Annotated in this window: 19 protein-coding genes and 1 pseudogene; 5 read left to right on the top strand and 15 right to left on the bottom strand. The window is 58.5% G+C overall.

From position 1 onward, the window contains the following. Positions 1–7: 7 nt before the first annotated feature. The 5 genes from GCT13_RS21230 to GCT13_RS21210 form a co-directional block, all read right to left on the bottom strand. Positions 8–1,171: a hypothetical protein gene (locus GCT13_RS21230; protein WP_193727718.1), complete on the bottom strand. Its 1,164-nt coding sequence runs from the start codon at positions 1,169–1,171 to the stop codon at positions 8–10. A gap of 122 nt (positions 1,172–1,293) precedes the next feature. After that, positions 1,294–1,722, bottom strand: a complete 429-nt coding sequence (locus GCT13_RS21225) for a hypothetical protein (RefSeq protein ID WP_321574513.1) — start codon at positions 1,720–1,722, stop codon at positions 1,294–1,296. An 8-nt stretch (positions 1,723–1,730) separates the two neighbouring features. Next, a complete protein-coding gene (locus tag GCT13_RS21220) occupies positions 1,731–2,756 on the bottom strand; it encodes a sugar-transfer associated ATP-grasp domain-containing protein (protein ID WP_152761383.1) in 1,026 nt (341 codons plus the stop codon). Between the two features lie 113 nt (positions 2,757–2,869). Beyond that, positions 2,870–4,246, bottom strand: a complete 1,377-nt coding sequence (locus GCT13_RS21215) for an undecaprenyl-phosphate glucose phosphotransferase (protein WP_152761283.1) — start codon at positions 4,244–4,246, stop codon at positions 2,870–2,872. A 43-nt stretch (positions 4,247–4,289) separates the two neighbouring features. Further along, a complete protein-coding gene (locus GCT13_RS21210) occupies positions 4,290–5,795 on the bottom strand; it encodes a mannose-1-phosphate guanylyltransferase/mannose-6-phosphate isomerase (protein WP_152761381.1) in 1,506 nt (501 codons plus the stop codon). Between the two features lie 748 nt (positions 5,796–6,543). Between GCT13_RS21210 and GCT13_RS21205 the strand changes: the two genes are divergently transcribed. Next, positions 6,544–7,854 carry an O-antigen ligase family protein gene (locus GCT13_RS21205; RefSeq protein ID WP_152761281.1) on the top strand — a complete coding sequence of 437 codons (1,311 nt, stop codon included), beginning with the start codon at positions 6,544–6,546 and terminating at the stop codon, positions 7,852–7,854. Between the two features lie 10 nt (positions 7,855–7,864). Next, positions 7,865–8,512, top strand: coding sequence for a phosphatase PAP2 family protein (locus tag GCT13_RS21200; RefSeq protein ID WP_152761279.1), 648 nt, complete (start codon positions 7,865–7,867; stop codon positions 8,510–8,512). A 26-nt stretch (positions 8,513–8,538) separates the two neighbouring features. Here GCT13_RS21200 and GCT13_RS21195 read toward each other — a convergent pair whose 3' ends face one another. The 7 genes from GCT13_RS21195 to GCT13_RS49405 all read right to left on the bottom strand — a co-directional run bounded on the left by GCT13_RS21195 (position 8,539) and on the right by GCT13_RS49405 (position 18,573). Then, positions 8,539–9,723 carry a glycosyltransferase family 4 protein gene (locus GCT13_RS21195; protein ID WP_321574512.1) on the bottom strand — a complete coding sequence of 395 codons (1,185 nt, stop codon included), beginning with the start codon at positions 9,721–9,723 and terminating at the stop codon, positions 8,539–8,541. Positions 9,724–9,840: 117 nt separating this feature from the next. Further along, positions 9,841–11,157 carry a lipopolysaccharide biosynthesis protein gene (locus tag GCT13_RS21190; protein WP_152761277.1) on the bottom strand — a complete coding sequence of 439 codons (1,317 nt, stop codon included), beginning with the start codon at positions 11,155–11,157 and terminating at the stop codon, positions 9,841–9,843. 40 nt (positions 11,158–11,197) lie between these two features. Next, positions 11,198–12,214 carry a glycosyltransferase family 2 protein gene (locus tag GCT13_RS21185; protein ID WP_152761275.1) on the bottom strand — a complete coding sequence of 339 codons (1,017 nt, stop codon included), beginning with the start codon at positions 12,212–12,214 and terminating at the stop codon, positions 11,198–11,200. Between the two features lie 93 nt (positions 12,215–12,307). Next, the gene (locus tag GCT13_RS21180) at positions 12,308–13,753 is read right to left on the bottom strand and encodes a hypothetical protein (RefSeq protein WP_152761273.1); all 1,446 of its coding nucleotides are present in this window, start codon (positions 13,751–13,753) and stop codon (positions 12,308–12,310) included. 26 nt (positions 13,754–13,779) lie between these two features. Next, positions 13,780–14,895, bottom strand: coding sequence for a glycosyltransferase family 4 protein (locus GCT13_RS21175; RefSeq protein WP_152761271.1), 1,116 nt, complete (start codon positions 14,893–14,895; stop codon positions 13,780–13,782). Between the two features lie 66 nt (positions 14,896–14,961). Further along, positions 14,962–17,304 (bottom strand): polysaccharide biosynthesis tyrosine autokinase, encoded by a 2,343-nt coding sequence (locus GCT13_RS21170; RefSeq protein ID WP_321574511.1) that lies wholly within the window; start codon positions 17,302–17,304, stop codon positions 14,962–14,964. 1,083 nt (positions 17,305–18,387) lie between these two features. After that, positions 18,388–18,573, bottom strand: coding sequence for a hypothetical protein (locus GCT13_RS49405; protein WP_227746932.1), 186 nt, complete (start codon positions 18,571–18,573; stop codon positions 18,388–18,390). Positions 18,574–18,789: 216 nt separating this feature from the next. Here GCT13_RS49405 and GCT13_RS49400 point away from each other — a divergent pair, with 216 nt between their 5' ends. Beyond that, positions 18,790–19,323: a helix-turn-helix domain-containing protein gene (locus GCT13_RS49400; RefSeq protein WP_227746931.1), complete on the top strand. Its 534-nt coding sequence runs from the start codon at positions 18,790–18,792 to the stop codon at positions 19,321–19,323. Between the two features lie 60 nt (positions 19,324–19,383). Beyond that, a complete protein-coding gene (locus GCT13_RS21160) occupies positions 19,384–20,319 on the top strand; it encodes an ATP-grasp fold amidoligase family protein (RefSeq protein WP_227746936.1) in 936 nt (311 codons plus the stop codon). 64 nt (positions 20,320–20,383) lie between these two features. Here the strand turns inward: GCT13_RS21160 and GCT13_RS21155 are convergent, their stop codons facing one another. The 3 genes from GCT13_RS21155 to GCT13_RS21145 form a co-directional block, all read right to left on the bottom strand. After that, positions 20,384–21,946, bottom strand: a complete 1,563-nt coding sequence (locus GCT13_RS21155) for a hypothetical protein (protein ID WP_152761265.1) — start codon at positions 21,944–21,946, stop codon at positions 20,384–20,386. A gap of 894 nt (positions 21,947–22,840) precedes the next feature. Next, positions 22,841–24,256: a response regulator receiver protein gene (locus GCT13_RS21150; RefSeq protein ID WP_152761263.1), complete on the bottom strand. Its 1,416-nt coding sequence runs from the start codon at positions 24,254–24,256 to the stop codon at positions 22,841–22,843. Positions 24,257–24,532: 276 nt separating this feature from the next. Continuing rightward, positions 24,533–25,225 carry a phosphatase PAP2 family protein gene (locus GCT13_RS21145; RefSeq protein ID WP_152761375.1) on the bottom strand — a complete coding sequence of 231 codons (693 nt, stop codon included), beginning with the start codon at positions 25,223–25,225 and terminating at the stop codon, positions 24,533–24,535. Between the two features lie 444 nt (positions 25,226–25,669). On the opposite strand from GCT13_RS21145, the pseudogene GCT13_RS21140 reads away from it, so the two are divergent. Next, a pseudogene (locus GCT13_RS21140) lies at positions 25,670–25,843 on the top strand (porin); the annotation flags it as partial. Positions 25,844–25,919: the final 76 nt, after the last annotated feature.

The raw sequence follows: 25,919 nt of genomic DNA, 5'->3' as shown, positions 1-25,919 counted from the left end.
CTGCTACTTATTGCGGCTCATCCGTCCACGTATAGGTCGGCAGCGTGCTTATGGGCTGTCCGATCTGCAACGTGATGTCGCGATGCGAGATCAGCTCGATATTGCGCGGATCACCCATGTAGCGCCGAACGTCACCGTTGTCGTTGATGTACACGATCACGTTGCCCATCACACCCGCCACGTTGGTGGTCGTCAGCGGTTCGCCCCAGATGTCGAAGAACTGGCCGAGCGTAAAGGCCTTCACACTGGGCGTCTCGATGTGGATGATTCCCGTCAAATCGTGCGTATGCATCTCATAGTTGCACGCCGACGGAATGCCAATTTGCGCAGGCAGCGCAAGCCCTTGACCATCTCTGACGATCGCCACATGCGCGTGCACGTGATAGGCCTCGCTCATGCCCACGCCGCAGACGATTCCATCGACAGGCGCACCCGTGCCGCCCGTCGGCGTGCTGCCGCTCGGCCAGTTAGGGGCACCGATCGTTCCGCCGAAGGCCAGGGCAATCGGCTGCTGTTGATTGAACGGCGGTGGATCGTTCCACGTGTAAGTGGGAATCTGCGCGAGCGGCGTGCCGACCATGATCGTCACTTCGCCATGCACCGGCAACGGAAGGCTCGCGAGATCGCCCGTGTATTTCGTGAGCGTGCCGCCATCGTTCACATAGACCGTGACGGGCAGCCCCGTCAATCCGGCGACATTCGACGTCGACAGCGGCTGTCCCCAGATCGCGAAGAACTGGCCCAGCGTATAGGACGCGCCGGAGCTCGAGTCCATGCGGATCTTGCCTGTCTGGTCGTCGGTGTGCAGCGGATATGCGCAACCCGTCTGCACGGCCATCGTCGGCTCGACAGTACCGATGTTTTCAGGCAATGCCAGCAGCCTGCCGTTCAGATAGATCGACAGGTGCGAGTAGGTGTACGCATTGCCGCGCACGCCGCAGTTCAGGCCGCTCACCGGTTGTCCCGTTCCACCCGTTGCTGTCGAGCCCGCAGGCCAGTTCGTATCACCCATCGTTGTGCCGTCGTCGACTTTCGTCGCGGCAGCGAGTTGCGGCGAACTCGTGCTGCCGGAAGACGCGGAATTCGATCCGCCTCCACCACCTCCGCCGCAACCCGCTAGCGCAAGAAAAGCGCCAACGACCATCACCCTTGCACCGATGCCATACCACATGTCAGACTCCGCTTTAGTCAATGAACAATTCTGTCGGCTCGTGCGCTGAGTCATGCAAGCTCAGCGGAAGAAACCGTATTCGTGCGTCATCGTGTCTCCACGTGTCCGCATGCCCTTTTGCTTCACGCTCCGCGCACCAACGCCTTGAGCCGCCGCCATATCGAAGGCAGCGGCGCCTCCTCGGAACTGCCGGCGTCCGCGAGCCTGTGCGGCATGTGCTGCAAATCGTCCCAGTCGACTTCAAGCGACCGTGCATGGCCGGCCGCGGTAAAAGGCCATTCGATCGCGGTGGCTCGCACGATCGACGCGGACGCCTTGTCGCCCGCGTGCTCGATATATGCGTTGATCGCCGATGCCTCCCGCTCGGCTGCCTCACGCGACATGGCCGCAACGTAATCGTTGATCCCTTCGATGTGCACACACCAAAGCTGTTCGCTCAAGTCGCGCTCCTTCTCAAGGCCGACTCGCCGCCCGCCGCTTTTCTGTCCGCTCACCTGCTCGTTGCATTGCGCGCCGAGCGCGGACTTCTCCAATCTGATTGCTTGAGGCATTGACTCACCTATGCAAACGATGCCTTGAGGCGCTCCCATTTCAGATCCGAGAAACATGGACCTTGGGTCGCTTCGCTGAACTTGACGTCGTTATGCTCGGCGTTCCACTCCATCACCTTGACGTTTTCATCGACATCGACGGTCAGGTCCCAGCCGACGCATCGCGCGAAAGGAATCTTGCCGTGCAGCTCCAGAACTGTCGCGACACATTTCCAGAAAGCCGGAATCTTGACGCCCTCGAAAGAGCACCCGGAATCGGGATGCGCGTCGACGGCCAGCCAGTTGTCGAGATAGCCTTCGCGACGCAATTCGCCCTTGAGCAGATCGACGGGAACGCACACCTCGTCTTCCGCCGTGACGTGCGTATGCTCCGCTCTGCCGAGGCGCAGGAAGCACGAACGAACGGAAATGTCGCCGGCATCATCGACCACTGTCGTAAAGCGCAATGTCGCAACCGAATTCGACGTGAACTCGCTGAACACCCGATGCTGTTCGATGTACGTCTGGATCACGCCATTGCCATACGACCTGATCGCTTCAGGATCGAATGTCTTCCGGTCGAAGATGTAGATGCCCGAGCCGCGCGCGGACCCGTCCAGCTTGTAGACGATCCGGTCCGCGTTCTGAAATACGAATCCCTCGACATGCGCCTGCGGAATCGCCACCTTGTGAGCGGAAAAGAACAGGCCATTCGCAAAGTACGCGATGTCGGGAAAGGTCTCGCTCCCAAAGATCAGCTGTGAGACCGTCTTCAGGTTCGAGATCTTCCCGTGCCATCCTTTCATGCTCGGGACGACGACGGTTCCGTAGAAGTTGTCGGGAATCCAGCCTTCCTTGAACTTGCGGTTGAATGCCGTATAGGCGCGAAGCCACGGGGAGTAGACGGCATCGCCGAACACGTCGCGTGCATACGTATCGGCGAGCCTGAGGTTCATCGGGTCCGCCTTGCCGTATGTATTTTCGAGCACTCGCAGAATTTTCTTCGCCTGCAGCGCGTGCTCCCAATGGAACTTGCGGCGCCCAATAGTCTTCAGCGACTTTCTCACGGCGCTCTCGAGATCGCTCGCGATCGTACTGGTCTCGCGCTTCAACCACGTAAGCCCGCTATCCGCTCCCTGTCGAACGTTCATTATTTTTGGCCTTATGCTCAGTACGCGTTGGGATGAACAATGCCTTTGAAAATCGTCGCGAGGATGATGCGCACGTCCAGTCCGAAAGACCAGTTACGCAGATAGTAGAGATCGTGCTCGACACGTCCTTCCATCTTTTCGAGGCGATCCGTTTCACCGCGATATCCGTTCACCTGCGCCCAGCCCGTGATGCCGGGTTTGATCCGGTAGCGATGGATATAGCCGGACACGACGTTCTGATACAGGTCGTCATGTTCGAGTGCGTGCGGACGCGGGCCCACGACCGACATCTCGCCGCGCAGCACATTGAAGAATTGCGGCAATTCATCGAGGCTCGTGCGACGCAGGAAACCACCGACGGCAGTGATGCGCGGATCGCCACGTTTGGCCTGTTCGAGCACACCCGCCTTCTGCTTGTGCAGACGCATCGTGCGGAACTTGTAGATCGTGAAGACCCTGCCATCCGCGCCCTTGCGGCGCTGCTTGAAGAACACGGGTCCCGGCGAACTCAGCTTCACCGCAATTGCACAGCCAAGCAGAATCGGGGAGATCGCGACGAGTGCGCAGAACGCAAACAGCCGATCGAATATGTCCTTCTTCACCATTGCGTTCGGGGGCAACGGCGACGCCGCGAGATTGATCGTCGGCAGACCGAGCAGGCTCATCACGCCACCTTCGAACAATGCGAGCGCGCGCACGTCCGGCATGAAGCGGATGTTGATCAGATCGTTGCGAAACTCGTTCACGAGCTTCAGGATCGTGCGCTCTTCGGCGAGCGGCAATGCGAGCCATACTTCGCTGATCTGCTGCTCGCGAACGTAGCTGGCGAATGCCTTGTGATCGTCGAATGCGGGCACGTGCGGCAACGTCTCCGCCTCGGGTCGCAGATTGTAGATCGCCCGCGGCCGGAAGCCCGATGTAGTCTCGCTCTCCATCCGGTGAATAATCTCGTTGCAGTGCTCTCCGCAAGCAGCCACCGCAACCGGCTGCAAATCCAGACCGGCATTGCGGGCCCGGCCGAGCAACCTGTGCATCACGAGACGGCTGACGATCATCGAGCCGCCGGAAATACCCGTCCAGTACGCAAACCACAGACGCGACACGAAGTCGATGCGGTGGAGCGAGAACATCAGCGCCAACGCGCACGCCTGCACGATCAGCCAGCCCAACGCCACCTGACCCGCCAGCACGCGCTTCGAACGACCCCGCCACGACTCGTAGACACCGAGTGCCGGAAAAACGGCGAGAGAAAACGCCGCCGCAAACGCGACAAACGCGAGATAGAACCCACGCTGCGAGACATCGTCGAATCGGATTCGCGATGCCACGAGCGCACCTGTCACGATCAAGGCGACGTCGAACACCCTCGCCAGTAGACCTGTCATTGCACGCATCACTGCCCCCTTCTATCCATCACCCATGTGCGACACCCGTCAATCAGTTGCAACGGCCGTACTGGTCGTCGAATCTGACTATGTCGTCTTCGCCGAGATAGGCACCCGACTGGACCTCGATGATCTGAAGAGGTACGTGTCCGGGATTCTCCAGACGATGCCGCACGCCAAGGGGAATGAAGGTTGACTGATTTTCAGTGAGCAAGAACTGTTCTTCGCCGCGCGTGACCAGTGCGGTTCCGCTCACGACGATCCAGTGCTCTGCCCGGTGATGATGCATTTGCAGAGACAGACGCGCGCCTGGACTCACGACGATCCGCTTGACCTGAAAGCGGTCCCCGTTATCGATCGAATCGTAAAAGCCCCAAGGGCGGCGTACTTTTCTATGGTTTTCCGCTTCCGGTGATTTCGTCTGCCGGATACGCGATACAAGTCCTTTGATGTCCTGCACGTGGGAGCGATCCGCCACAAGGACGGCATCGTCCGTTTCGACGACGACAAGACCGTTGGTACCGACGCACGCCACCAGCCGGCCGCCTTCGGAACGCGCATACGTGGCCGTCGCGCCTTCCATCATCACGCGGCCGTTCGCGACGTTGCCGAACTCGTCCTTGTCCATGGCCTCCCACACGGCGTCCCACGAGCCGAGATCGGACCAGCCCGCTTCGAGCGGCACCACGACACCCTTGAACGGGGAGCCCTCTTTGCCGAGCTGCTCCATCACCGCATAGTCGATCGAATCAGACGGGCAACGCTCGAACTCGTCCGCGCCAGGCGTGATGTACACGTCGTCGCGCTTCGCGTTCGTATGGGCCTCGACACACGCCGCGTGCATCTCGGGCTGAAAGCGCTTGAGCGCATCGAGCCACACGGAAGCGCGCACGACGAACATGCCGCTGTTCCACCAGTAGCTGCCCGACGCAACATATTCAGCTGCGAGCTCGGCTGCGGGCTTTTCGACAAAGCGGTCGATCTGATGCGCGCCGTCTTTAAGTGGCGCACCAAGGCGGATATAGCCGAAGCCGGTATCGGCGCGCGTCGGCGGTACGCCGAGCGTCGCGATCACGCCCTCTGCCTGCGCGAGCTGTGCAGCCTGTTCGATTGCGGCCTGCAATGCCGCCACGTCCGCTATCGCATGGTCTGCGGGCATCGCCACCAGAATGGGATCATCGCCGTCGGTGCTTGCTGCCAACGCAGCGAGCGTCAACGCAGGCGCGGTGTCGCGACGCGCAGGCTCGACGACGATGCACGGCTTGACCTCGCATTGCTGAGCCTGCTCGCGAGTCGCAAACGAATGCTCCGCGCCGCACACGATGACGGGCTCGGCCGCCACGTCCCATACTTTCGCGAAGCCATCCATTCGCTTCATCGTCGCTTGCAGCAGTGACTGATCGCCGACGACACCGATCAACTGCTTCGGATACTGCTCGCGTGACACGGGCCACAGACGTGTACCCGATCCACCCGCGAGAATGACCTGCACCAGCCGCCGGCAATCCGCAGCGGGTTCGGCGACAGCTGTTGCAACGGCGTGTTGTTCTACATTCATCGTTTGTTTGTTCACTTCAATCTCCCTGGCATTGAAGTTCATTCTCATCGTTCGCACGAAAGAACGTCGCAGGACCAGACAAGCGTCGCTTTAACTACACATCGTGGGCGTGTGCCTGATTCAGGCATCGACGCCACAGCTTGATGGGCGAAGATCGCATCAAGCAGAGTTGTACGAACGATCGACGGACGATCGTTCGTCACCGTGCCCTGCTCTCACGATCTTGCAATGTGAACGGAAAATGTTCTCGACCAATAATGAAAACACCATCCCGCGGACGTTTTGATAGCGACCCGAGGCCACGACATTCAATTCGACCTATATCGATGATAGACAGGTTGCGCTACGCGACAGCACCTCTGGCGCGAACGGTTGAAGTTATGGCCCCGCCCGCTGAAGCTTTCGAATATCGGCCACGCGCTCGCCAAGTTATCTTTTTATTGATGGTCTCCGGCGTGGAAATCCATCTCTATTCGTGGTAATTTGCGACGAGCGCGGCGCTATTGTCTTCTCCGTGAAGCGAGCATGACCAGCCTGTGCCGCCTCACATATCTGCGCAAATCCTGCCACAGCAGACGTGCTCCGAACGCTGGCATCAATACTGCACGTCAAGGCTGTATGCAATTCTTCTGCGGCAAGCCGATCGTCGCGCGATCACTCGCCGCTCGCAGTTTCATCCTCTTACAAGTTCATTGACGACAGCCGAGCAGTCGTCAATGAAAGTGCATTTTTAATCGCGAGAGTCGAGATGGCTTACATATCGTTACTTGCGCTATTTCTGACGGTGACTAACCTGGTACCGATTAGCGCAGTGGGCTTTGTCCCGATCATTCTTTGCGCGTGGCGCTTCTTCGGACGCAGTTATCCCTCGTTCTTCGCACCGCTGACGGCACTTACCCTGTTCGCGCTGATCTCGACGCTGCTCTACAATCCGCACTCGCTGACCGAGTTCGAGTTCTATCGACGCGACGGTAACTTTTTCATATCCTATGCGCCATTTTTTGCCGGTTGCGTCTATGCGCACCGCTTCGACCTGAACAAGATTCTTCGTTCGTTCTTCATCTGCGCGGTGGTCGCCAATATTCCGCCGTACCTGGTTTACCTCGCGCAAAACGGACTGCTGAGCATTTTCAAGCATCCCGACGATAGCTTCGGCAGTTTCTTCATTGCGCGTAATGCGGCGGGCGGCTTTCTCGCGATGCTGTTCTGCCTCGGCATCGCCTGCTACCTTCAGGAGCGCAGCAAGCTGCTCCTCTCGCTGCTCTTCCTCAACTTCCTGATGCTGTTCTCGACTTACAGCCGAGGTTCGCTGCTCGGCGCGATGGCGGTCTTGCCGTATCTGTATTTCGGACGCAAGCGCTGGATGCTCGCGACGTTAATGAGCGGCCTCGTCATCGCGTCGATCGGCGTGGCGATGTATCACGTGAGACCGAATGTCGATTACATGGGCTACACATTCAGCATCCAGAATTCGGATGCGAAGGTCGCGAATCTCGACATCCGGTATGAATGGCTGTGGCCGCGCGCGCTCACGTACTTCCGCCAGAGCCCGATCGTGGGTATGGGATTCGGTTCATTCGACGACCAGGTCCGCAATGTCGTGTCGTACTTCGGCCTGCTCGGCGTGCCTTCGGATATCGTGGTCGAGCATAGCGACTCGCACGCGCACAACTCATATCTGAACTTCCTCGCGGAGCTTGGCGTGGTCGGGCTGTTCCTCCTTCTGGCGTTCTACTGGAAGCTCATCAAGTGGAGCCAGGATGGCGCCGCCTATAGCGCATTGAGAGATGCGGGACGGAACTTCGCGGGATTCCGCTTCGTCGAAATTTCTTCGGTATGCCTGCTCGTGATGGCGGCCACCGAACACCGGCTAGTCACGCCGTCGAATGTTCTGATCCTCTCCCTTGTCGTGTCACTTCTGCTTGCCGCGCGCTCCGAGCGCGCCCCGGTTCAGCAAAATCGCCCGGTGCTGAACCCGCGGCCCGTCGTGCCGACTCCACCCTCCCGGGCTATTCTAGGACATGTTGCTCGAACACGGAATCAACCTGAGCGGATTTGATCGTACTGATATGTGGATGATTTTTACCAATATCGGCGATGCAGCGCTAACCGTACCCGTAGCCATTCTGTGCGCAGCATGGCTTGCGCGGGTCGACGTGGGCCTCGCATGCCGATGGATACTCGCGCTGACCTGCGGAATGGCGCTAGTCGGCGCGACTAAAATTCTCTATTCGACGTGGGGTATAGCGCTGCCGCTTGGCCACTTCCGCGTGATCAGCGGGCACACGATGCTCTCCACTGCCGTGTGGATCGTGACCATCGCCTTGTTAGCGAAATGGTGGCGCCAGCCGCCTTCGGCGGGCATCATCGCGGGTCTGCTGATCGGAGCCCTGACAGGCTACTCGCGCGTATTCGATCACTCGCACTCGGTGATGGAAGTGATCGTCGGCTGGGCGGTCGGTGTGATTGCGGCTGCGTGGTTCCTGCGAACCGCGTTGCACGTGGAGTTCAAGAAGTTTCGGCCGATCTGGGCGACAGTGAGTTTGCTCGCCGTATCAACCGTGGCCTACGGGCACAAGGCACCGCTTCAGGACATCATCGATGCGAAGTCGGAGGTGATTCGCGGACACGCGCCCACGGTCAAATGCGCGCTGTCCAGTATGCATCCTCTGTCCGCACTGGGAGGACGCCTATCCTCCCGCCTACGTCCCGATTAAGCCAGCGTTCGAATCAATCCAGCTGGTCAAGCCAGCTGATGATGATGTTCGTCGTCGCGCGCGCGTTCCTTCATCGCATACGGCGCTGTGCGATCGACGAATTCATCGGGCAGGCGTGCGTCGACGAACGACATCAGCGCCCGCTTGAACTTCTCTGACGAAAAGCGTTCGGCGTTCTTTCGGCATACACGCGCGTCAAAGAGGCCCGCATTCTCTTCAAACCGGGTCACGGCCTCAAGCAGCGATTCCTCTGTCTGCTCGCCGAAAAAGACACCCGTGGGCCGCTCAAGCGGCAGTCCCATCACCGATTCGAGCGCGCCCCCTCTGCCATACGCAATGACAGGGGTGCCGCAAGCCTGCGCCTCCACGACGGAGATGCCGAAATCTTCTTCCGCCGCGAACACGAACGCACGTGCACGCTGCAGATGGTCGACCAGCACATCGAACGGCTGATGACCCATGATCGTCACGTTATCGCCCGCGACCGCCTTGATCTTCTTCATCTCCGGTCCGTCGCCGATAACGACCAGGCGGCGTTCGGGCGTCTGTGAAAACGCCTTGACGATCAGGTCGATACGCTTGTACGGCACCATCCGGGACGCGGTCACGTAGAAATCATCCTTGTGCTCGCGTAGCCGCATGTTGCTCAAATCGACGGGAGGATAGATCACCGTCGCGTCGCGTTGATAGGCCTTTCTGATGCGCCGCGCAATGAACTGCGAATTCGCGAGCAGATAGTCGACGCCGTTCGCCGAACGCGAATCCCAGCCGCGTATGTAGTGCAACAGCACGCGCGCCAGAACCGACTTCAAGCCTGCCGTCAGTTGCGACTCCCGCAAGTACTGATGCTGAAGATCCCACGCATAGCGTATCGGCGAGTGAACGTAGCTGACGTGCAGCTGGTTCGGACCCGTCAACACGCCTTTTGCAACGGCATGCGAGCTGGAGATGACGAGATCGTAGCCCGAGAGATCGAGCTGTTCGATCGCAATCGGCATCAACGGCAAATACGCGCGATAGCGCTTCCGTGCAAACGGCATTCGCTGAATGAACGACGTCGAGACGGATTTCCCTTTAATGCACTTGCGGTCTTCCAGAAAATCGACGATGGAAAACAGGTCCGCGTTCGGAAAGCACTCGATGATGTTCTCCAATACTTTTTCGGCGCCGCCCGATACCACCAACCAATCGTGAACAATCGCAACTTTCACTTCCACCTCCTGTGCTCGTCCGGTCCGTCTGTTCTTGCGCTCTTCATAAGTACCGACGCACGTTGTAACACCATTGATAATTCACCCCCGACGCAGCAAACATCTGATGCGTCAATATCATTCGTCTTTACCCGTTCCAGCATGTGGCTTGGCCCACGCCATCCGTGCCATGATTTCCATCGCGCGGCCCGCTCCCGGCAGCAGCGTGATGAGTTGCAGACGCACCATGATCGTCAGCAGCATCACCGAAAGCGACAGTTCACCAATTACACGGGCAAACGCCATGCCTTCTGCCCCGAATCGCGGCGCGAGCCACAGCGCCGTGCCAAGATTTGCAATCCCCGCCGCTGCGCCCGCAATTGCGAGTACACGGTCTTTCCTTCGCGGAACGAATACATAGAAGGCCGCGAATTCGTTGAATGCTGCAAACGGGAACATCCATGCAAAGCACGCCAATACCCGCGCGCTAGGCGTGAACGCTTGCCCGAGGATCAGTGGCAGCACGAACGGCGACAACGCCAGTGCACCGCAAAAAACCAGCAGTCCGTAACCGAGCAGCAACATCGCACCGCGTCGCGTGGTGGCGTGCGCGCCCGCCTTGTCGCCCTGCGCGAGCTGGCGGGAGATCGTGGGGATGAACACCTGTCCCGCAGGCCCCATCAGAGCTAGCGCGATCGTCGCGAAACGTTCAGCGGCACCGAAATAGCCGACCTGCGCGGGAGTCGACAACAGCGTCAGCAGATAGGTCGATGACGCCGTCAGCACGACAGAACCCGACGAATAGCAGAACAGCATCGTCGAGTTCTTTATCAGCGGAACGATGCCCGACAGCGACAGGTGCGGCCGGCCCAGTTGAAACGTCGCCAATCCGTAGGAGATCGCGGCCGACGCGATGCCCGCGACGAACAGGCTCGCGACAACCCATATCGAGTCCGCAGGCCCTTTGACCAGGCTCAGCACGAGCGCGAGACTCAGCGCGAAGCCGAACACCTCGATCATGATCGGCGTTCTGAAGTGCTGACGGCCCTGGTAGAGCCAGCCGAGATTCAATGCGGACACGATGCCGAGCAGCGTCGCCAGCACGCCGATCAAAGGCCGCTCCGCCAACGCTGGCGAGCACATCGTCGCGATGAGCCCCACGGCGCCGCCCAACACGCCCAACGCGAGGCGCGCGCTGACATGCAGCGAGTAGATGGCGTTGCATTCCTTCGTGTCTTGCGCCTTGGAAACTTCGCGCATGCCGACGAACGTGAATCCGTAGCTGACGAGCATCCAGATCACGTTCATCAGCGACATGGCAGCGAGCACGCGGCCATATTCCGCGACACCCAGCACGCGACCGTAGAACGGCACGACAATGATGAGATACACGTATCTCATCAAGTATCCGCCGTAGACAAAGGCTATGACGTTAGCGCTCTTCTTACCGTCCATACCGACCTCTTTGATATCGTCGATGCCGCATGGCGGTCTCCTAACGCTCGACCGCGGCGCTACGACGCGCAAGCGGATTGGTGATGTACCGGACCACGAAGTTGGAGAGCGGTGAATACGGCAACAGGCAGAGGCTAGACAGAAGAAGCGTTCCCGCCTTCTTTTTCAGGCTCCAGAAAGGATTGGCGACGATCGAGTACCGATAGTCGTAGGAGTCGTTGATCGCCCAGCGCCAGCGTGTCGCCAATGGAGCCTGATAGAGGTTCGAGCAGAAATAGGCCTTCTCATGCGCGAAATCGTGAAATGACATCGGCAGTTCCCGACCGAGTCGCGTACGGGCAAGCTCACGCAACGTCGCCCACCGCGCCTTGAATGCTTTCGGCGCCTTCGTCAATTGCTCCGAGTTGGCAAACGACACACTCGATTCGCTTGCACGTTGATGAACGCGATACGCGCCGAGCGACTGGGGCACCATTGCAACCGGTCCGACCAGGGCGACGCCATAGATCGCGTAGAAGTCAGCGCCGTAGCGGTTGATCGCCGTTTCCGGAACCGGGAACAGCTTCTTCAGCGCGCTCACGCAATAGGCATTGCCCGACGCGGGCGGCGACGGATAAAGCCAGCCGCCCATCAGCAAGGTGCCGCAATCGGTCGGCGGCGCAGAGTGCGGAACGTGGGCGCCTGTCTGCTTGCCCTCCACGTCGATGACATCGAGGCGAAATTGCACCTTCGCCACGTCGCCGCGCTCGAACATGCGCATCACTTCCGACACGGCGCCCGGATAGAGCACATCGTCCGAGTCGAGGAAGAGTACATATTCCGTGTCGGCGAGTTCGAGTCCCAGGTTATAGGCGGACACCTGGCCGCCGTTCTCCTTGAAGACTGCGGATATGCGCGAGCCGTAACTCTCGATGATCGTGCGCGAACCATCCGTCGAGCCATCGTCGATGACGATCACTCGCGTGCCCGGATAGTCCTGGTTCAACGACGAGTCGATCGCCTCGGCAATAAAGCGGTCGTAGTTATAGTTGCAAATAACGATGGCCATCTGTTTCATGGGATCTCGCGGCGATAGGTTGAATCCGTCGATGTTCAAATCTTCTCTCTCGGTAATCGGCACTATTGCCTCGCCGATAAAAAGCTGCGTGTCTCACGTCGTCTTCTGTCGCCGGACGACGAGATAGGCGAGATGCGCGGGCGACTTCCTATCGGCACCATTGACTGCGGCGGGCACGCGAAAACGGATGCTCAGCGCCCCGCTATTCGATGTCAGCGTGGCGTCTTCACGAGGTGCAACGGCGCCCGTCACGGCGTCGATGAAAAGCACCTCTGCGCCGTCCAGTGACGGCTGCTCGACGCCTGCCGCTTCGACCGTGCGCCAGCCCGGTGCGGCGCTCACCTGAATGACAATGCCGCTGTCGGAAAGCAGTGCAGAACCTTTGGCTTGCGGCCCGAAACGAAGCGGCTTCGAAAACGGCGCAAGCAAGCCGGGAACCGTCTTGTTCAGAACGACCAGGCTGCGCCCTGAAGGGTTGTACGTGCGGGGCGGCCCGCGATGTGTCAGCCGGTACGGCTCGTAGCCGTCCCAGTGGTAGACCATCGTCACGTACTTGTCAGGGTCGTCCCAGTTGCGATCCAGCGCCCACACCGCAAACTCGAAGAAATAACGCGGCAGGTAATGCGGGTCTTCCATGTACCTGTCGCCGATTTCGGTTTGCCACAGCCCGCGAGCCGGCCCCTGCTTCACATATCGCTGATACAGACCGTCGAGATCGCCGACGGACAAGTAATGAGTGTCGAGGTAGTCGACCCAATCGATCATCCGTTCATTCGAGCCCGCGCTTCTGTATTCGAGCCATTTGACGTACGTGTCCAGTCCACCCTGATCGGGCCATCCGCCGTAGACGATGTAGGCGCCGTACTTGCGGACAATGCGGGCCGCTGGCAAGTGAATCTTGTCGACGTAGTCTTGCATCGCGCGCTCGTACGGCCCTGAGCGCTTTTCTTCGTCGCGATCGAATTTGGGACCATGCCAGAACGTAGCCTGCGGCAGCCCGCCCGACAAGCGGCCGGCAGCCTCGTTCCAGATCTGGAAATGACGCACGTTATAAGGCGGCTTCGAGTACTTGCTGACGACGGCTTCCACATATCGTTGCCACGCGTCGACATCGACGGGCGCCGACTTCGAATCGCCAGGTACGCTCGCATTCCACTTCGGCGTATAGCCGAGAAACAGCAGCGACCTGATTCCATTCGCGTTGTTGCGCAAGATGACGGACGGCAGATCGCTGTCGTACGCATTGCCCGTTCCGTTGACGCGCATCGCCTGCTTCGCGGAATCGGGCTGTCCGGGGCCCACGGAACCGCGGCCCCAGCTGATGCCCATCGCGCGCCACATGCTGATGTCGGCGTCCGATCCAGGCCAACCGTTCGTTCCGATCATGTCGGTCATCCTGCGCGCTTCACGTTGCTTGCCCGCTGCGTCGGCCGCGAATGCAACCGGCGTCGTGCGCATGCCCGGCAGGCCCACACACGCGAGTGCAGCAAGCGTCTTGAGCGCGCGTCGTCTACCCTGTCGGCTTCTATTCCGATACATTGGCCCGTCCCGGCGAGTACCGCTGATCAACCCACCGTCGCCCGCGGAAACAGCTCCGGCAGAGGCTCGCTTTCTTTCCCATACAAGAGATCCAGCAGCCTCTTCGCCGACCGGTCCCAACGGTACTCGCGCGCGTGCGCCATCCCTTTGCGCCGATAGCGTTGGCGCAACTCGCCGTGACTCATCATCAGCGAGATCTTTTCAGCGATGTCCTCTGCGGACATCGCGTCGCAATACATGGCGGCGTCTCCGCATGCTTCCGGTATCGACGTGCGCGACGAAGCGATCACCGGGCATCCGCAGTACATTGCTTCGAGAGGCGGCAACCCGAATCCCTCGTATAGCGACGGAAACACGAGGCAGCCCGCGTGCTCGTAAAGTGCCTTGAGTTCGCCATCCGTCACGAAGCCAGCCCAGATCACCTGCTTCGACTCGGGCCTGTCGCCCACGCCTTCGCCGCTGAATACCCGTTGATTTCTGCCCCCGACGATGACGAATTTCACGTCACGCAAATGCTCCAGTTTCGCAATGGCATCGAGAACGCGTTGAAGGTTCTTGCGCGGATCGAGACTGCCGACGATCACGCAGTACGCGTCCTCGTCGAGTTGCAGACGGCCAATGACGCCCGGGTCCGAGACGACACGGTCGAGATGGTCTGCGCCGGGCGGAATCACGGCAATGCGCGACTCGTCGATATTCAGATGGTGGCTGATCCGGCGCTTCGAAAAAGACGACACCGTCAACACGAACGGGTCCAGCTTCGGCAGCATCGAAAAGCAGAGCCGGTACCAGAGCCGGAACTTCTTCGAGAAGCCGTCCGGCACGTCATAGACGGCCATGTCGTGAACCATCACCACCTGACGGCGCTTGAGAATCGGATTGGTATTGCACAGATTGACAAGCGTCATGCGACGCGCGGCAATCGGCAACGTAATCTGTTCCCACAGCGTGCCCCGCAACCACGGAAACCGGCGCTGCCGCTTAAGGGACGCACCCGGCTCCATCGCGTTTTGCGGCACGAAGACCTCGAGTTCACTACCCGGGTTTTCGCGCATCTGCATCGCCCTGGTGAGCTCATAAGCGACCCTTTGCACGCCCGTGATGGGTTGCGAGGTGAATTTTCCGTTGATCGCGAATGCCATAGGGTTTCTCCGCCTCACGAAGTTGTACTGTTTCCTGTTGTCGCGTAAGCGTGGGATAGCCCGACATCAACTGGCCGTCTCGACATCCCCGACATCGCTCGCGTAGTTCGTCGCGTAGCCGTAGCTGCGCGTGCTGCGGCGCACGGGTATGCCGTTGAAGACGCACCCGGCGATACGGCCGCCTGCGCGCTCGATCTTCTTGACCGTATCGGCGATCTCTTCCTCCGACTGCATTTCCGAGCGCAGGACGAGCAACGAGGCACCTGCTTCGTTCGCGATGATCGACGCGTCGGTAACGGCGAGGAACGGCGGCGTATCGATGATCACCAGGTCGAAGTGATTGCCGAGCCGTTCGAGCAATTGCCTGAAGCGTGGGCGCGTCAGCAGTGCCGCCGGATTCTCCGGACGCGCGCCGCACGACATGAACGTGACGCCGTCAATGCCGACTTCGCGCAGCGCATCACGCAGCGGAATGCGGTCGGACAGGACTTCCGACAGGCCGCCGCGATTGCTCTGGCTAAAGAACGCAGCGAGGTGGCCGCGGCGCATGTCGCCGTCGATCAGCACCACGCGCGAGCCCGCTTCGGCGTGCAGCGTTGCAAGGTTTGCGGCCACGAAGCTCTTGCCCGCCGACGTCGTCGGCCCCGTCACCATCACGATGTTGTTGCGGGCGTTCGCGAGATCGCGCGACATCGTCGTGCGAACCGCGCGCAGCGCCTCGACAGACGGGTCATGCGGGAAACGCGCCGCGAGTACCTTGGTGCCCGAATCGCTAAACGAAGGATCGATCTTCTCGTTCGCGCCGGCCCCCGATTCACCCCCATTTCGTTGCGGCGATCCATTCTTCCCGCTCACGCCAGGCAGCGGTTTTCGCGCAGCGGCGGGCAGACTCCGGTCGAGCATCGTTTGCTGATGACTGAACAGCACTTCGCCGACAACAGGCACGCTCAGGCGACGCTCGACGTATCGCGGATCGGTCACGCCCACGAGAACATGACGACGTATGAAGACGAGGAAGATGCCCGAAACGAGGCCAAGCACGACGCCGCCCGGCAACACGATCAGCGGATTCGGCTTCACCGGGCGATGCGGCCGGATCGCCGAATCGACGATGTGCGCGCCGCCCGTCGTGCTCGCGCGACGAACCGTCAGTTGCTCCGCTTTCTGCACCATGCCCATATAAATCGTCTCGGCGACCTTCTGCGCGCGAATCAGATCGACGCTCTCGCGCTCGGATGCAGGCATGCCCTGGAAGCGGTTGTCGAACTCAGACTTCGTCTTGTTCAACTGGGCGAGCTGCGAGTCGATGCTCTGAATCCAGCGGCTTCCCGGCGCGTACTTGTCCAGCAACTGGGTACGCTGCAATTGCAGGCTCGCGATCTGACGATCCAGGTCCAGACCTCCCTGCAAGTAAGTCTGCGATTCAGCCGTCGGCTGCATCGAATTGGATTTCGCCCGGAAGTCCTTGAGCGCTTGCTCCGTCTTGCGCAAATCCGCAAGCAGGCGCGGCAGTTCGCCCTTGATGAAGTTGAGCGTCTGCGTGTCATTCAATTGACGGCTCGCAGCAGCCGTAGTCAGATACTGCTGGCCAAGCGCATTGGCGACATCGGCAGCCATCGACGGGCTCTTGTTTGCATACTCGATCTGGATGAGACCGGAGTCCTTCACCTTGTCGGTGATCTTCACGACATCCATGAAGCGTTTGACGGCGTCGACGCCATTCCACCGGATCACTTCGAAGTGCGTTCCGGGCCGCGCGGCCATCTGATTGATCAGGACCGAGACGCCGTTGGCCGTCGCAGGCTTGCCCACTTCGCCCTTCAGCAGAAACTCGCCCGACGGACCCAGCAGTTCATATGTACCGCCATCGAGCGCAACGAGCCTGAGTTTCTCTTCCTCGAGATTCTGCGGGACGTTCAGATAGCCGACCTTCACGACCTCACCGCCCCACGCAAACGACTTCAAGCCGAGCCATGCACTGTTAGGCTCGCCAGGCGTTGCGAACTTATCGGCGATGTCGCCCAAAACCGGGATCGTGCGCGGCTTGACCGTCACGTCGAAACGATATCGTTCGATCACAGGATCGAGCACCGAACGGCTTTGCATCACACCCATTTCGGTGCTGGGCGACGGTGCGGGCGGCGGAAGCATCGAATCCTGATTCTGCAGCGCGATACCGAGTGCATTCGCCTCCGGTGGATCGACACGCACGAGCACATCGGCCGAATAGATTGGACTCGCGACCAATTGATAGATGAGCGCGAGCAGAAACACGGCCGCCGTGGTTGCCAGAATCTCCCAGATATGATCGCGCATGAGGTTGAGCATCTCGCGTCCACTGAGCTGCGTGCGCTCGTTGTTGACGGGAGCGGGAGGAGCAGGAAGCGAGTTGTAGGGGTAGTAATCCACCTGAATCATCCTTTCATGTACGTTTCCCTGGAGCACCCTGCGATACGCAGAAGTGCAGCACCGGATCGCGAACTGAAGCTGCTGTTGCCGCTAAAGTTGACGCGGATTCGGCGCGTCGGAATGTCACTCAGCCTGGCCGTAGCCGGCAGGACATGCGAACGCCATTTCGGCGTCGGCACTCAAACTCTCTGACTAGCTAGTGCCGTGCCGGAATCTCCGGACGAGAAGATCAACATGCGTGCGCATTCCATTCATGCGTTTCCTCCTCTGGAGTAAAGCGGTTTGCCAAATATCTAGACGCATCTCTATGGCATCAGTGCGCCAATAGAGATGTACTGTCCAATACGGTGATTGCGTACTTTTATCCCACGACCGAAGGAAACATCAGCACGCGAGGTCACTACATTTGCGCGCTTTCGGCGTAAGCGATTTCCTGGTGAAGACCCGCAAGCAACATTCCAGCGAATCGCGGAATTGGCAATGGCCTCTCCAGGCTGTTGCAGCGAAGCATAGACGGGCAGAATTCGGATTTGAACGACTTCGGCTCAAATTCGGGTACAAATGGCCGATAACGTGGAGCGTGTAACGGGGTTTACCAGGGAAAGAAAGAGTTGTGCCGATCTGAAATTGGTGTAACAGATTGATACGATCCGGCCGAAATCGCGTAACAGAAGTTTAGTGCCAGTACCGTAAGTCGATATTTGGGGAACGAAGCGAGATATGCCTTTCTGACGCTTGTGCAGCAAGGCTCACGGGCGATTGACCCCGCTTTTCTTTCATAAATGTCAGATAATTTTTACGCGGAATAATTTCCTCAGCCGGAAAAATGGACGATAAACATAAAGCCGATAAGCGGTAACAATTTCCATTTTCGAACAATTACGCCACATCGTTCGCACAAATCCGACAGCTATTCAATCGATCTATTCACTACGGTATTCTGGGCCGCATCGAAGTATTTCGCATTAATTTGGAGAGCTAAGCGTGAATGGGTTTGCTCGATCGCATCCGTGGCACACAGACGAACGACAGGTTGATTCGAGGCTTGAGAGGCACATTGGCGTGCTCATCTCGCACCACTGCTCAATGGCAGCCGTAGGCGCCATTGGAGACGCTTTTCGCCTCGCCAACGAGTTCGACCACGATAACGGCGAACATCTTCCTTATCGGTTCACCGTGCTGTCGGAGTCCGGTGGCTTTGTTACGGGCGGGTCCTGCTTCTCGATCTGGACGCAGAAGCTCGATCAATACTGGCTTGCCGACTTTCACGCGCTCTTTGTCGCTCGCGGTTCTGATGTCGCGGCACAAAATAACGAGACACTCGTTTCGTGGTTGTCGCGTCAAGGCTCAAATGTGCCGACCGGCATGCAGCCGAAGCTCGAAGCGTTTACGCCCCCTGCTCAGTCATCCGTGCCAGTATTCGTCCTTGACGACGGCATGTCCGAAACGCGTCCCGCCGGCCCGACGCCGTCGGAGATGGCGCTCTTGCAGATCGAACGCGACCTGAATGGGGAGATCGCGCGCAGGGTCGCTCGTGCGTTGCAGACGAACGTGCCTGAGCGCGTACGGCCCGACGCCGACGACTTGAACATTGCGACGACAACGGAAAAGATCCGGGAGTCGGCACGCTGGATTCGCGAAAACTACAGCAAGCCGATTTCCGTGGGCCTTGCAGCAGAGTCGGCCGCGATGAGCAAGCGGAACTATCAGCGCCGGTTCAAGAGCGAGTTCGGTATGACTCCGCTCGAATATCTGCTGCGCACGCGCTTTGAAGTCGTTTGTTCGATGTTGATCGAAACTGACCTTCCTATTGACAAGATTGCCCGGCGTTGTGGAATGGGCGACGGCAATCGGCTCGGAAGAATATTCAAGCTGCGGTACGCAGTATCGCCAACCCATTTCCGGGCGCTGCGCCATCTGCCGGCCGAGGAACGTGCGCAACCGTCAGCAGCAGCATCGACGGCCGGCGCGGTCGTGCATGCCGTAGCAGTTGCGCCGTCGGCAAAGTTGATCTACTGACCTGACGCACGGGGAGCGCAAAGAATGCCAACAATTGAAGGTGTGCGGTCGAGCAACGCAATGAGCGCGTCGCAAGGCACGAAGCACGACGGGGCTCACGGTGGATCGAATGAGCTTCCGTCCACGTTCAGGAGAATGAAAGAAGCCGCCAAACAGGTATTGCCTGACGCGCTCTTTTTGAGTCTGCTACACAAGAAGTGTATCGGCCGGTATCCGAAGCTCATTCACCCCACCACATTCAATGAGCAGATCCTGCAACGTAACCTTCGGCCAGACCCGCGCTATGTGCCTCTGACCGACAAGATTGCGGTTCGCGAGTACGTCGGGAAGAAGCTCGGACGGGAACATCTCGTTCCGCTTATCGCGGCACCCGAGATTTTCACGCGCGACGTCTTCGACAGACTGCCGTCTTCTTTCGTCATGAAAGCAAATCACGGCAGTACTTTTGTTGAAATAGTCAGAGACAAATCGACGACATCGTTCGAGAAGCTAAAAGAATTGGCCGATCGCTGGTTGTCGACTTCGTTCTATCGCGTTGCCCGTGAGCGACACTATCTGAGCATCGAGCCACGGATCTTTTTTGAAAAGCTGCTGCTCGACAAGCAGGGGCAGATTCCCGCCGATTTCAAGCTGCATTGCTTCGGTGGACGAACGGGGCATCCGACCATGTACACGTTGCTGATCTCGGACCGCTTCGGGAACAACACGCATGGCGATGTGTTCGACGAAAACTGGAACGTCATGGATGTGATGATCGGACCGTATACTCGCAGCCCTGTGCCTCCTCCGCGGCCGAAAAACCTGGACGCGGTATTGCAAGCGGCGACGCGACTGTGCGAAGACTTCGACTATGTACGTGTCGATCTCTATGCACCGGATGACGAAGTCTATTTCGGCGAATTGACATTCACGCCGGGCGCGGGCGTATTGCCTTTCACGCCGGACCACATCGACTATGAATGGGGAAAGCTTTTGAACAGCCGACCCGGTGCGTGAAATCGCCCCTCCTCCACTCGACGAGCGAGCGAGCGAGAGGCGATCAACAACGGCCCGCGCAGAATCAGTTCGCGGGGTTGCTTGCCATGAAGCTCGTTAGCGCGCTGTACGGCGGATTGAGCGTCGTACCGTTGGTCATAACACCATAGGTGTTGTTTCCGCTATCGAGCACGTAGTACATCACAGCCTGAATATTGTGAGACTTCCGCGCCTGATAGTACTTGCTCAACGTGTTGGTGATGTAACTGGCTCGATAATCCTGCGCCTTCTCAGGACCCGTGTTCCATTCCGTGATGATGAACGGCACACCGTATCGAGCCTTGCAGTACGTCGGCAGGTCGAAGCCCGGACCGGAACCGTCAATGCCGATGTTGAAGATGTCGCCATACACTTCGTAGTTGTGCCACGTCGTGATGTCCCAGCGCACCTTCGGGTAGCCGCCCGTGCCATCGGGTTGCATGCCATCCCACAAAGCGTCGGCCGCACCAATGTCCGCGACACAGAAGTTGATGCCGCATTTTGCATTGGATTGAACCGACTTCACGCCGTCGATCATCCCGCGCATCACGCCACGCATGGCCGGCCAATTCCCGTTGTTGAAATCGACCGCTTTCGTACCGGCGTTGGTGAAGTCCAGAATCGTCGCGTTCTGGCGCGTCAGCTCGTTACCGCATTCGTAGATCGTCACGCCATACTGCTTGAGCGCATTGGCGACGGCCATTGAAGCCTGTTGGCCACGCGAATATGCAGCCGACTCGCTGCTGAACACATTGCCATTGGAATCGTAGACGCCCTGATTGATCAGGACGAGCAGTTGGAGTCCGGCCGCCTGGAAGGCAGCAGCCAGTTTGCTGACGGCATTCAGCTGATTCGGATCGTCGGTACAGCCCACACGGTAGCTCGTGCAGCCCATGTTCCTCAGAATCGCTACAAGCTGAGACGGCGTGTACGTATAGTCAAAGTGCCCGTTGACACCGTAGAACATGCCCGTCGAAGCTGCGATCGCAGCAGTGTTCCGAGGGTCGTTACACGGCAACCAGCGATCGAGGTCCGTGAGCACATAGAACTGTCCACCCGTACCGATGTGCCAGATCTTCCCGCCGTACCACAGCAGCAGCGATACGTTATATGTGTTGCCGACGGTCCCACCGTTCCGATAGATGACACCGTTGACGACGGTCCACATTGCGCCCGCCTTGTCGATGATGTACGAAGCAGACGGAATAGTCGTGCCGTCAGGCGACGTTCCGCCGAGGCGCGGATCGTTGCATGCCGTCCACGTGGACCCGTTCCACGCATAGAACTGCCCGCCTGTGCCCTGGTGATAAATAACGGCGCCATAGATCATCAGCAGCGTCACGTTGTACGTATTGCCGGCTTTCACGCCATTCCGGTAGACGGATCCTTGCGACAAAGTCCATACGGCACCAGACGTGTCCGTGATCGAGCTTGCCGATGGAATGGTCGTGCCGTTTGCCGATGCCGTGCTTGCGCGAGCCGCAACGTTCGCGACAGCTGCGCCGGAAGCGCTGCCGGCGCCATCGCCTGAACCACCGCCACAAGCGGCGAGAAGATAGCTGCCACCGAGAGCCGTCAGCTGACCAAGAAATTGACGTCGTTTATTCATGACAAATACTTCCCCTGTCGAGAAATTTCTCGAATAAAAAGTCCCAAGTGGGTGAATGCTCGAACTTCGAACGCGATGTCGGCGTCGACGAAGCGCCAATTAATCAGTAATCCTTATGTACAAGGACAACTACCCGCGCTTTCGGTAAGTGACATGAGAAATGATTGAACTGCCCACTCAGAATGCTTCTCGAGCGGGTGACGCTAGGATTCAAAGTCCACGACTGAGGGCAGATCCGTCCACCCCTAGGAGGCTTTGACTAGCGAGCTCCGACGATTCCCAATGCGTTGCCACGGACTACCGCCCATCTTTGTGCAAAGCGCAAACGTTTGCCGCGCAGATACGGAAAAATCGCCCGGCAATTTGTGCGCGCCTTTCTTTTGAATCGGTGCAAATAATACCCGGATACGACTGATATTCACATACAAATCGGAAATGAATGGGTAAATAGCACGATTCTTCTGATTGTTTGCGGTCGAAAAGGAATTCCGCCTTTTTTGGTCACGCGCGAGATAGTCTTGCGCGTATGGGCGGGAGAAATTGTTCGTTGGGTGTATTCGACTTGTCTGGCGCAGCAGAGCTACTGACTAGATTGGCGCAGCGCAGGCCAATGCGCGCCTGTTTCTCTGCTTAGCGAAGAGGGGGAGAACTTACTTGATAGCACTAAGCGGTGATGCAATTTTCACCGCGTCGAGAATATTTTTTCGGTATCGACCCTGGAAGCGTCTTAACGAGTAGCGGCAATCTCTACCATATACGCCCAATATCGGGTTCTTTTTTACCGAATTAAGGAATACGGCGCTGCAATAGCGCAGCAATTCATGATTTCGGAGATGAGTAAAAGGTACTGTCGAAATAACGACAATAGGCCATATAGCGTGAAAATAGTACTGCCTACCGTCGTGTAAGTGCATCTCTTACTGCTCGCACAACTTCGCCAGGATCCGCCGATCGGGGGAACCAACGATCCCATTCCGGCCCCCAGTCGAGGCACACGTCATCGATCGAGAAGGCGATCATGACGGGACGATGCGAACGGTCCGGCAGTCGCGAAAGATCTCCAAGCAAATCACCGGCATTGGCTGCGCCAATCGGACTCGATGCGACGATGACACGCGGATTGAGCCGTCGAGCCTCATTTCGCGCTTCCTCTGTCGTGATGGCGGGCATGACCTGCATGCCCTGCGAAGTGAGTCTGGATACGAGTCCGGACAGCCGCCCCGCATCCGGATCGAAAACGAGAACATCGACTGCTGCAGTCGACCTGATCGCATCACGCTGCAGGCGCCCGTCGTAACGCGATCGTGCGCGCGAGCGGACCCATCGCCTGAGTGGCCAGACGGTTCGATTGAGCTCGTGCCGCAGTACCAGATTTCGCCACACCCGCTCTGCACTGAAGGTGTCCCGGTGCGCCTCGCGCTCGAGCAGCCGCTTGCACCCGGGCAGATGGAGCAGCGAACATCCTTTGAACCAGCGAAGATCCCGGTGTGTATTGCCGGACCAGTGGCGTCCAACAAGCCGGTGTGCGCCAAGATCGATGATCTGATGGCCCTCGTCTGCCAACAGATTGAGTGCTGCAGAAATAAATGCCTCATCTCCGTTGTGATTCAAGTCATCTATGGCAAGTCTGTAACGCTCGAAGCACGCGTGAGCATAAGGCACGAGTTCATTGACGAAGCCGGTCGACGCAAGCAGTACCTCGCCGCCAAACCATCGCGGATTTCGAAGCGACTTTCCCGCTACTGTTTCGAGGTCCCTAATGACGCGTGCGTCACCGTAGGCCGAAAACTCCTGATCAGAGATGTCAAATGCGCCTACACCTATCATTTGACACCGTCGTAGAAGTTCTTCGTCGAGCGCCCGAAGCGCGAGCATGTCGGTATCGAGCAGCATGAGCAACTCGCCTTCGTGCAGCGTCGCGGCGACTTGCTCCATCATGTCCAGCTTGAAGTGTGCGCTGTAGAACCGCGTCATTTTCGGCAACGTCAATCTGGACGGGCTCAATTGCAGCACGCGGGGACGCGAATCGGAATCGACCTTCGTCAGATATTGCTCGATCTGCTCGGCGACGTTTGTCGCGACGGTCAATCTCGGCAGCCCGACCGCGATCAGGCTGCGGTTGAGCGTAATGGCCTGTTCGAGGTAGCACAAGGGATCAGTGCGCGTGCAATTAGGGCTTCCCGTACTGCCCGTTTCGATGAATACGAGCGCGCACGGGACAACCGCGACACGCTTCCGCGTCGAGCCGGAAGAAGGGGCGGCCTGCCTGCAAGATGGTTCGTCGAAGTTACGGCGCAAGAGCGCTGACATACATCGTTGCCTCCGGCTGACATTGATGGCGGACACCGCGACCCTCCCCGATTGCAGCTCGTGTCATGTGCGCCGATGGGCAGGCAATGCACGAAGCGAGGAAATGCAGTATCTGTGCCATCCGAACGCAGATCAGCCGTCGTGGCTTGAATTAGTTATTTCACGGCGCATTGAAAAAATGCCCTGTAGAGAGTGCAAATTCTTTCTTTACCTTGCACGACGACTGCAATGGGCTCGCTATCAATGAGACTCGTTCGCGTGGAGCGCTGGCCGCATTCAAAGCGCCTTTGAAGCCACACTCGCAATTCTGCGGAGTTCATCGAATTGCGTGACGAGCTCGAAGCACAGAATGAACGCCAGCATCGAGGAAGGCCCCGGATAGCGCTCCATCCATTGCAACGATGGCGTTGCATAACGCGTCCGGACGGGGGTCCGCGTCATCAGATAAGTAATAGCAATTCCAATTGCCGTACCCGCGAGCAGGTCAGTCGGATAGTGAAAGCCGAAGTAAGCGCGCGGAAAGCAGATGAAAATGGCCGTATACAGAAATACGAGTGCTCCCGCGAAGCGCGAGACGATAAAAACGCCCGTCGCGACCGACATCCATAGCATCGCGTGGTCGCTCGGAAACGAGCTCCAGTTCGAAAGCATAGCGTCATGCAAAGAACCTGTCGCGAATTGCAAATGCAATTCAGTATTGTAGACAGGACGTACCCGAAACGGCAGGCAGTCGGCGAGCAGTCGTCCAACGGCAAGCGCCAGTAAGCTGCTCGCAACGGTTGCGATGACCACTTCGCGCTGCCATTCCTGCCGCTCACCGGGCTTGAACCAGATCCACCATAGGATCGGGATGAGCACGAGCCCTCTGAACGTGTACATATCGGTGAGGGCTCTCATCGCAAGGCTCGGCAGCGGACCGAGATTCAGGTGCGCGAGATATGTCTCGATGGTTGTATCGAAGGTAATCATTGTTGTAGTACCACCGGATTCGTAGCAATAGCAAGAAGACAGGCAGAAAGTGGAGATCCCGGTGCTCATGCGCGTCGCCGACGCGCACTGCGACTGGACCTCGACCTTAGCCTGCTACGCGCAAACCCGTCCGCTGCCGTGCTTTCTCGTGGTAGCCATTTTTGTTCCTGAACGGCCAGTCGGGCGAGCTTCTTGTGTACAACGCCTCCATTTGGTTGTCGATGCCTGTCCGGGATCGCGCACACGCCTGACTGGCTCGCTTCCCGGCTCACGCGGTGGTGAGACCGACCATCGTAATGGCGATTGCCTCATGCAATGAAGAGCAAAAGCAGACCAAACATTCAACAAATATAGCCAAAATGTAAGCCCATATTTCTGTCATTCACTGTGCCGTCGGAGAATTGAAAGCCCAACGTTTTTGCGCGATCCATTTGTACGACGCGTCAAACCGACTATGCGTTGAGCAAGCGCACCGACTTCTATCTCGAAGGCGTCTACCAGAACGTGCACGGCGCACCCGCAGATTCGGTGCTCTCGCACGCGATGATCAACACATTGTCGCCATCGGCGACCAACACGCCAGTCGCCGTTACCGTGGACATGCGTCACACGTTCTGATCGTATCGACATACCCTCGCGAGCAAGGACCTATGCCCAACGGCATCGGAGAACATACGCCTTGCTCGACCCGCTG

Origin of the sequence: Paraburkholderia franconis, assembly GCF_009362735.1 — a bacterium.
Taxonomy (GTDB): domain Bacteria; phylum Pseudomonadota; class Gammaproteobacteria; order Burkholderiales; family Burkholderiaceae; genus Paraburkholderia; species Paraburkholderia franconis.
The sequence above is the reverse complement of the archived record's forward strand: the minus strand, read 5'-3'. Positions and strand labels throughout refer to the sequence as shown.

What these genes read in the sequence shown, in the direction of transcription:
- GCT13_RS21160 (WP_227746936.1), top strand. Translation starts at nt 19,384, where the DNA reads ATGAGCGCGTCGCAAGGCACGAAGCACGACGGGGCTCACGGTGGATCG.
- GCT13_RS21175 (WP_152761271.1), bottom strand. Translation starts at nt 14,895, where the DNA reads ATGGCATTCGCGATCAACGGAAAATTCACCTCGCAACCCATCACGGGC.
- GCT13_RS21215 (WP_152761283.1), bottom strand. Translation starts at nt 4,246, where the DNA reads ATGCGTGCAATGACAGGTCTACTGGCGAGGGTGTTCGACGTCGCCTTG.
- GCT13_RS21205 (WP_152761281.1), top strand. Translation starts at nt 6,544, where the DNA reads ATGGCTTACATATCGTTACTTGCGCTATTTCTGACGGTGACTAACCTG.
- GCT13_RS21145 (WP_152761375.1), bottom strand. Translation starts at nt 25,225, where the DNA reads ATGATTACCTTCGATACAACCATCGAGACATATCTCGCGCACCTGAAT.
- GCT13_RS21150 (WP_152761263.1), bottom strand. Translation starts at nt 24,256, where the DNA reads ATGTCAGCGCTCTTGCGCCGTAACTTCGACGAACCATCTTGCAGGCAG.
- GCT13_RS21155 (WP_152761265.1), bottom strand. Translation starts at nt 21,946, where the DNA reads ATGAATAAACGACGTCAATTTCTTGGTCAGCTGACGGCTCTCGGTGGC.
- GCT13_RS21225 (WP_321574513.1), bottom strand. Translation starts at nt 1,722, where the DNA reads ATGCCTCAAGCAATCAGATTGGAGAAGTCCGCGCTCGGCGCGCAATGC.
- GCT13_RS21185 (WP_152761275.1), bottom strand. Translation starts at nt 12,214, where the DNA reads ATGAAACAGATGGCCATCGTTATTTGCAACTATAACTACGACCGCTTT.
- GCT13_RS21190 (WP_152761277.1), bottom strand. Translation starts at nt 11,157, where the DNA reads ATGGACGGTAAGAAGAGCGCTAACGTCATAGCCTTTGTCTACGGCGGA.
- GCT13_RS21200 (WP_152761279.1), top strand. Translation starts at nt 7,865, where the DNA reads ATGTGGATGATTTTTACCAATATCGGCGATGCAGCGCTAACCGTACCC.
- GCT13_RS21230 (WP_193727718.1), bottom strand. Translation starts at nt 1,171, where the DNA reads ATGTGGTATGGCATCGGTGCAAGGGTGATGGTCGTTGGCGCTTTTCTT.
- GCT13_RS21180 (WP_152761273.1), bottom strand. Translation starts at nt 13,753, where the DNA reads ATGTATCGGAATAGAAGCCGACAGGGTAGACGACGCGCGCTCAAGACG.
- GCT13_RS21210 (WP_152761381.1), bottom strand. Translation starts at nt 5,795, where the DNA reads ATGAATGTAGAACAACACGCCGTTGCAACAGCTGTCGCCGAACCCGCT.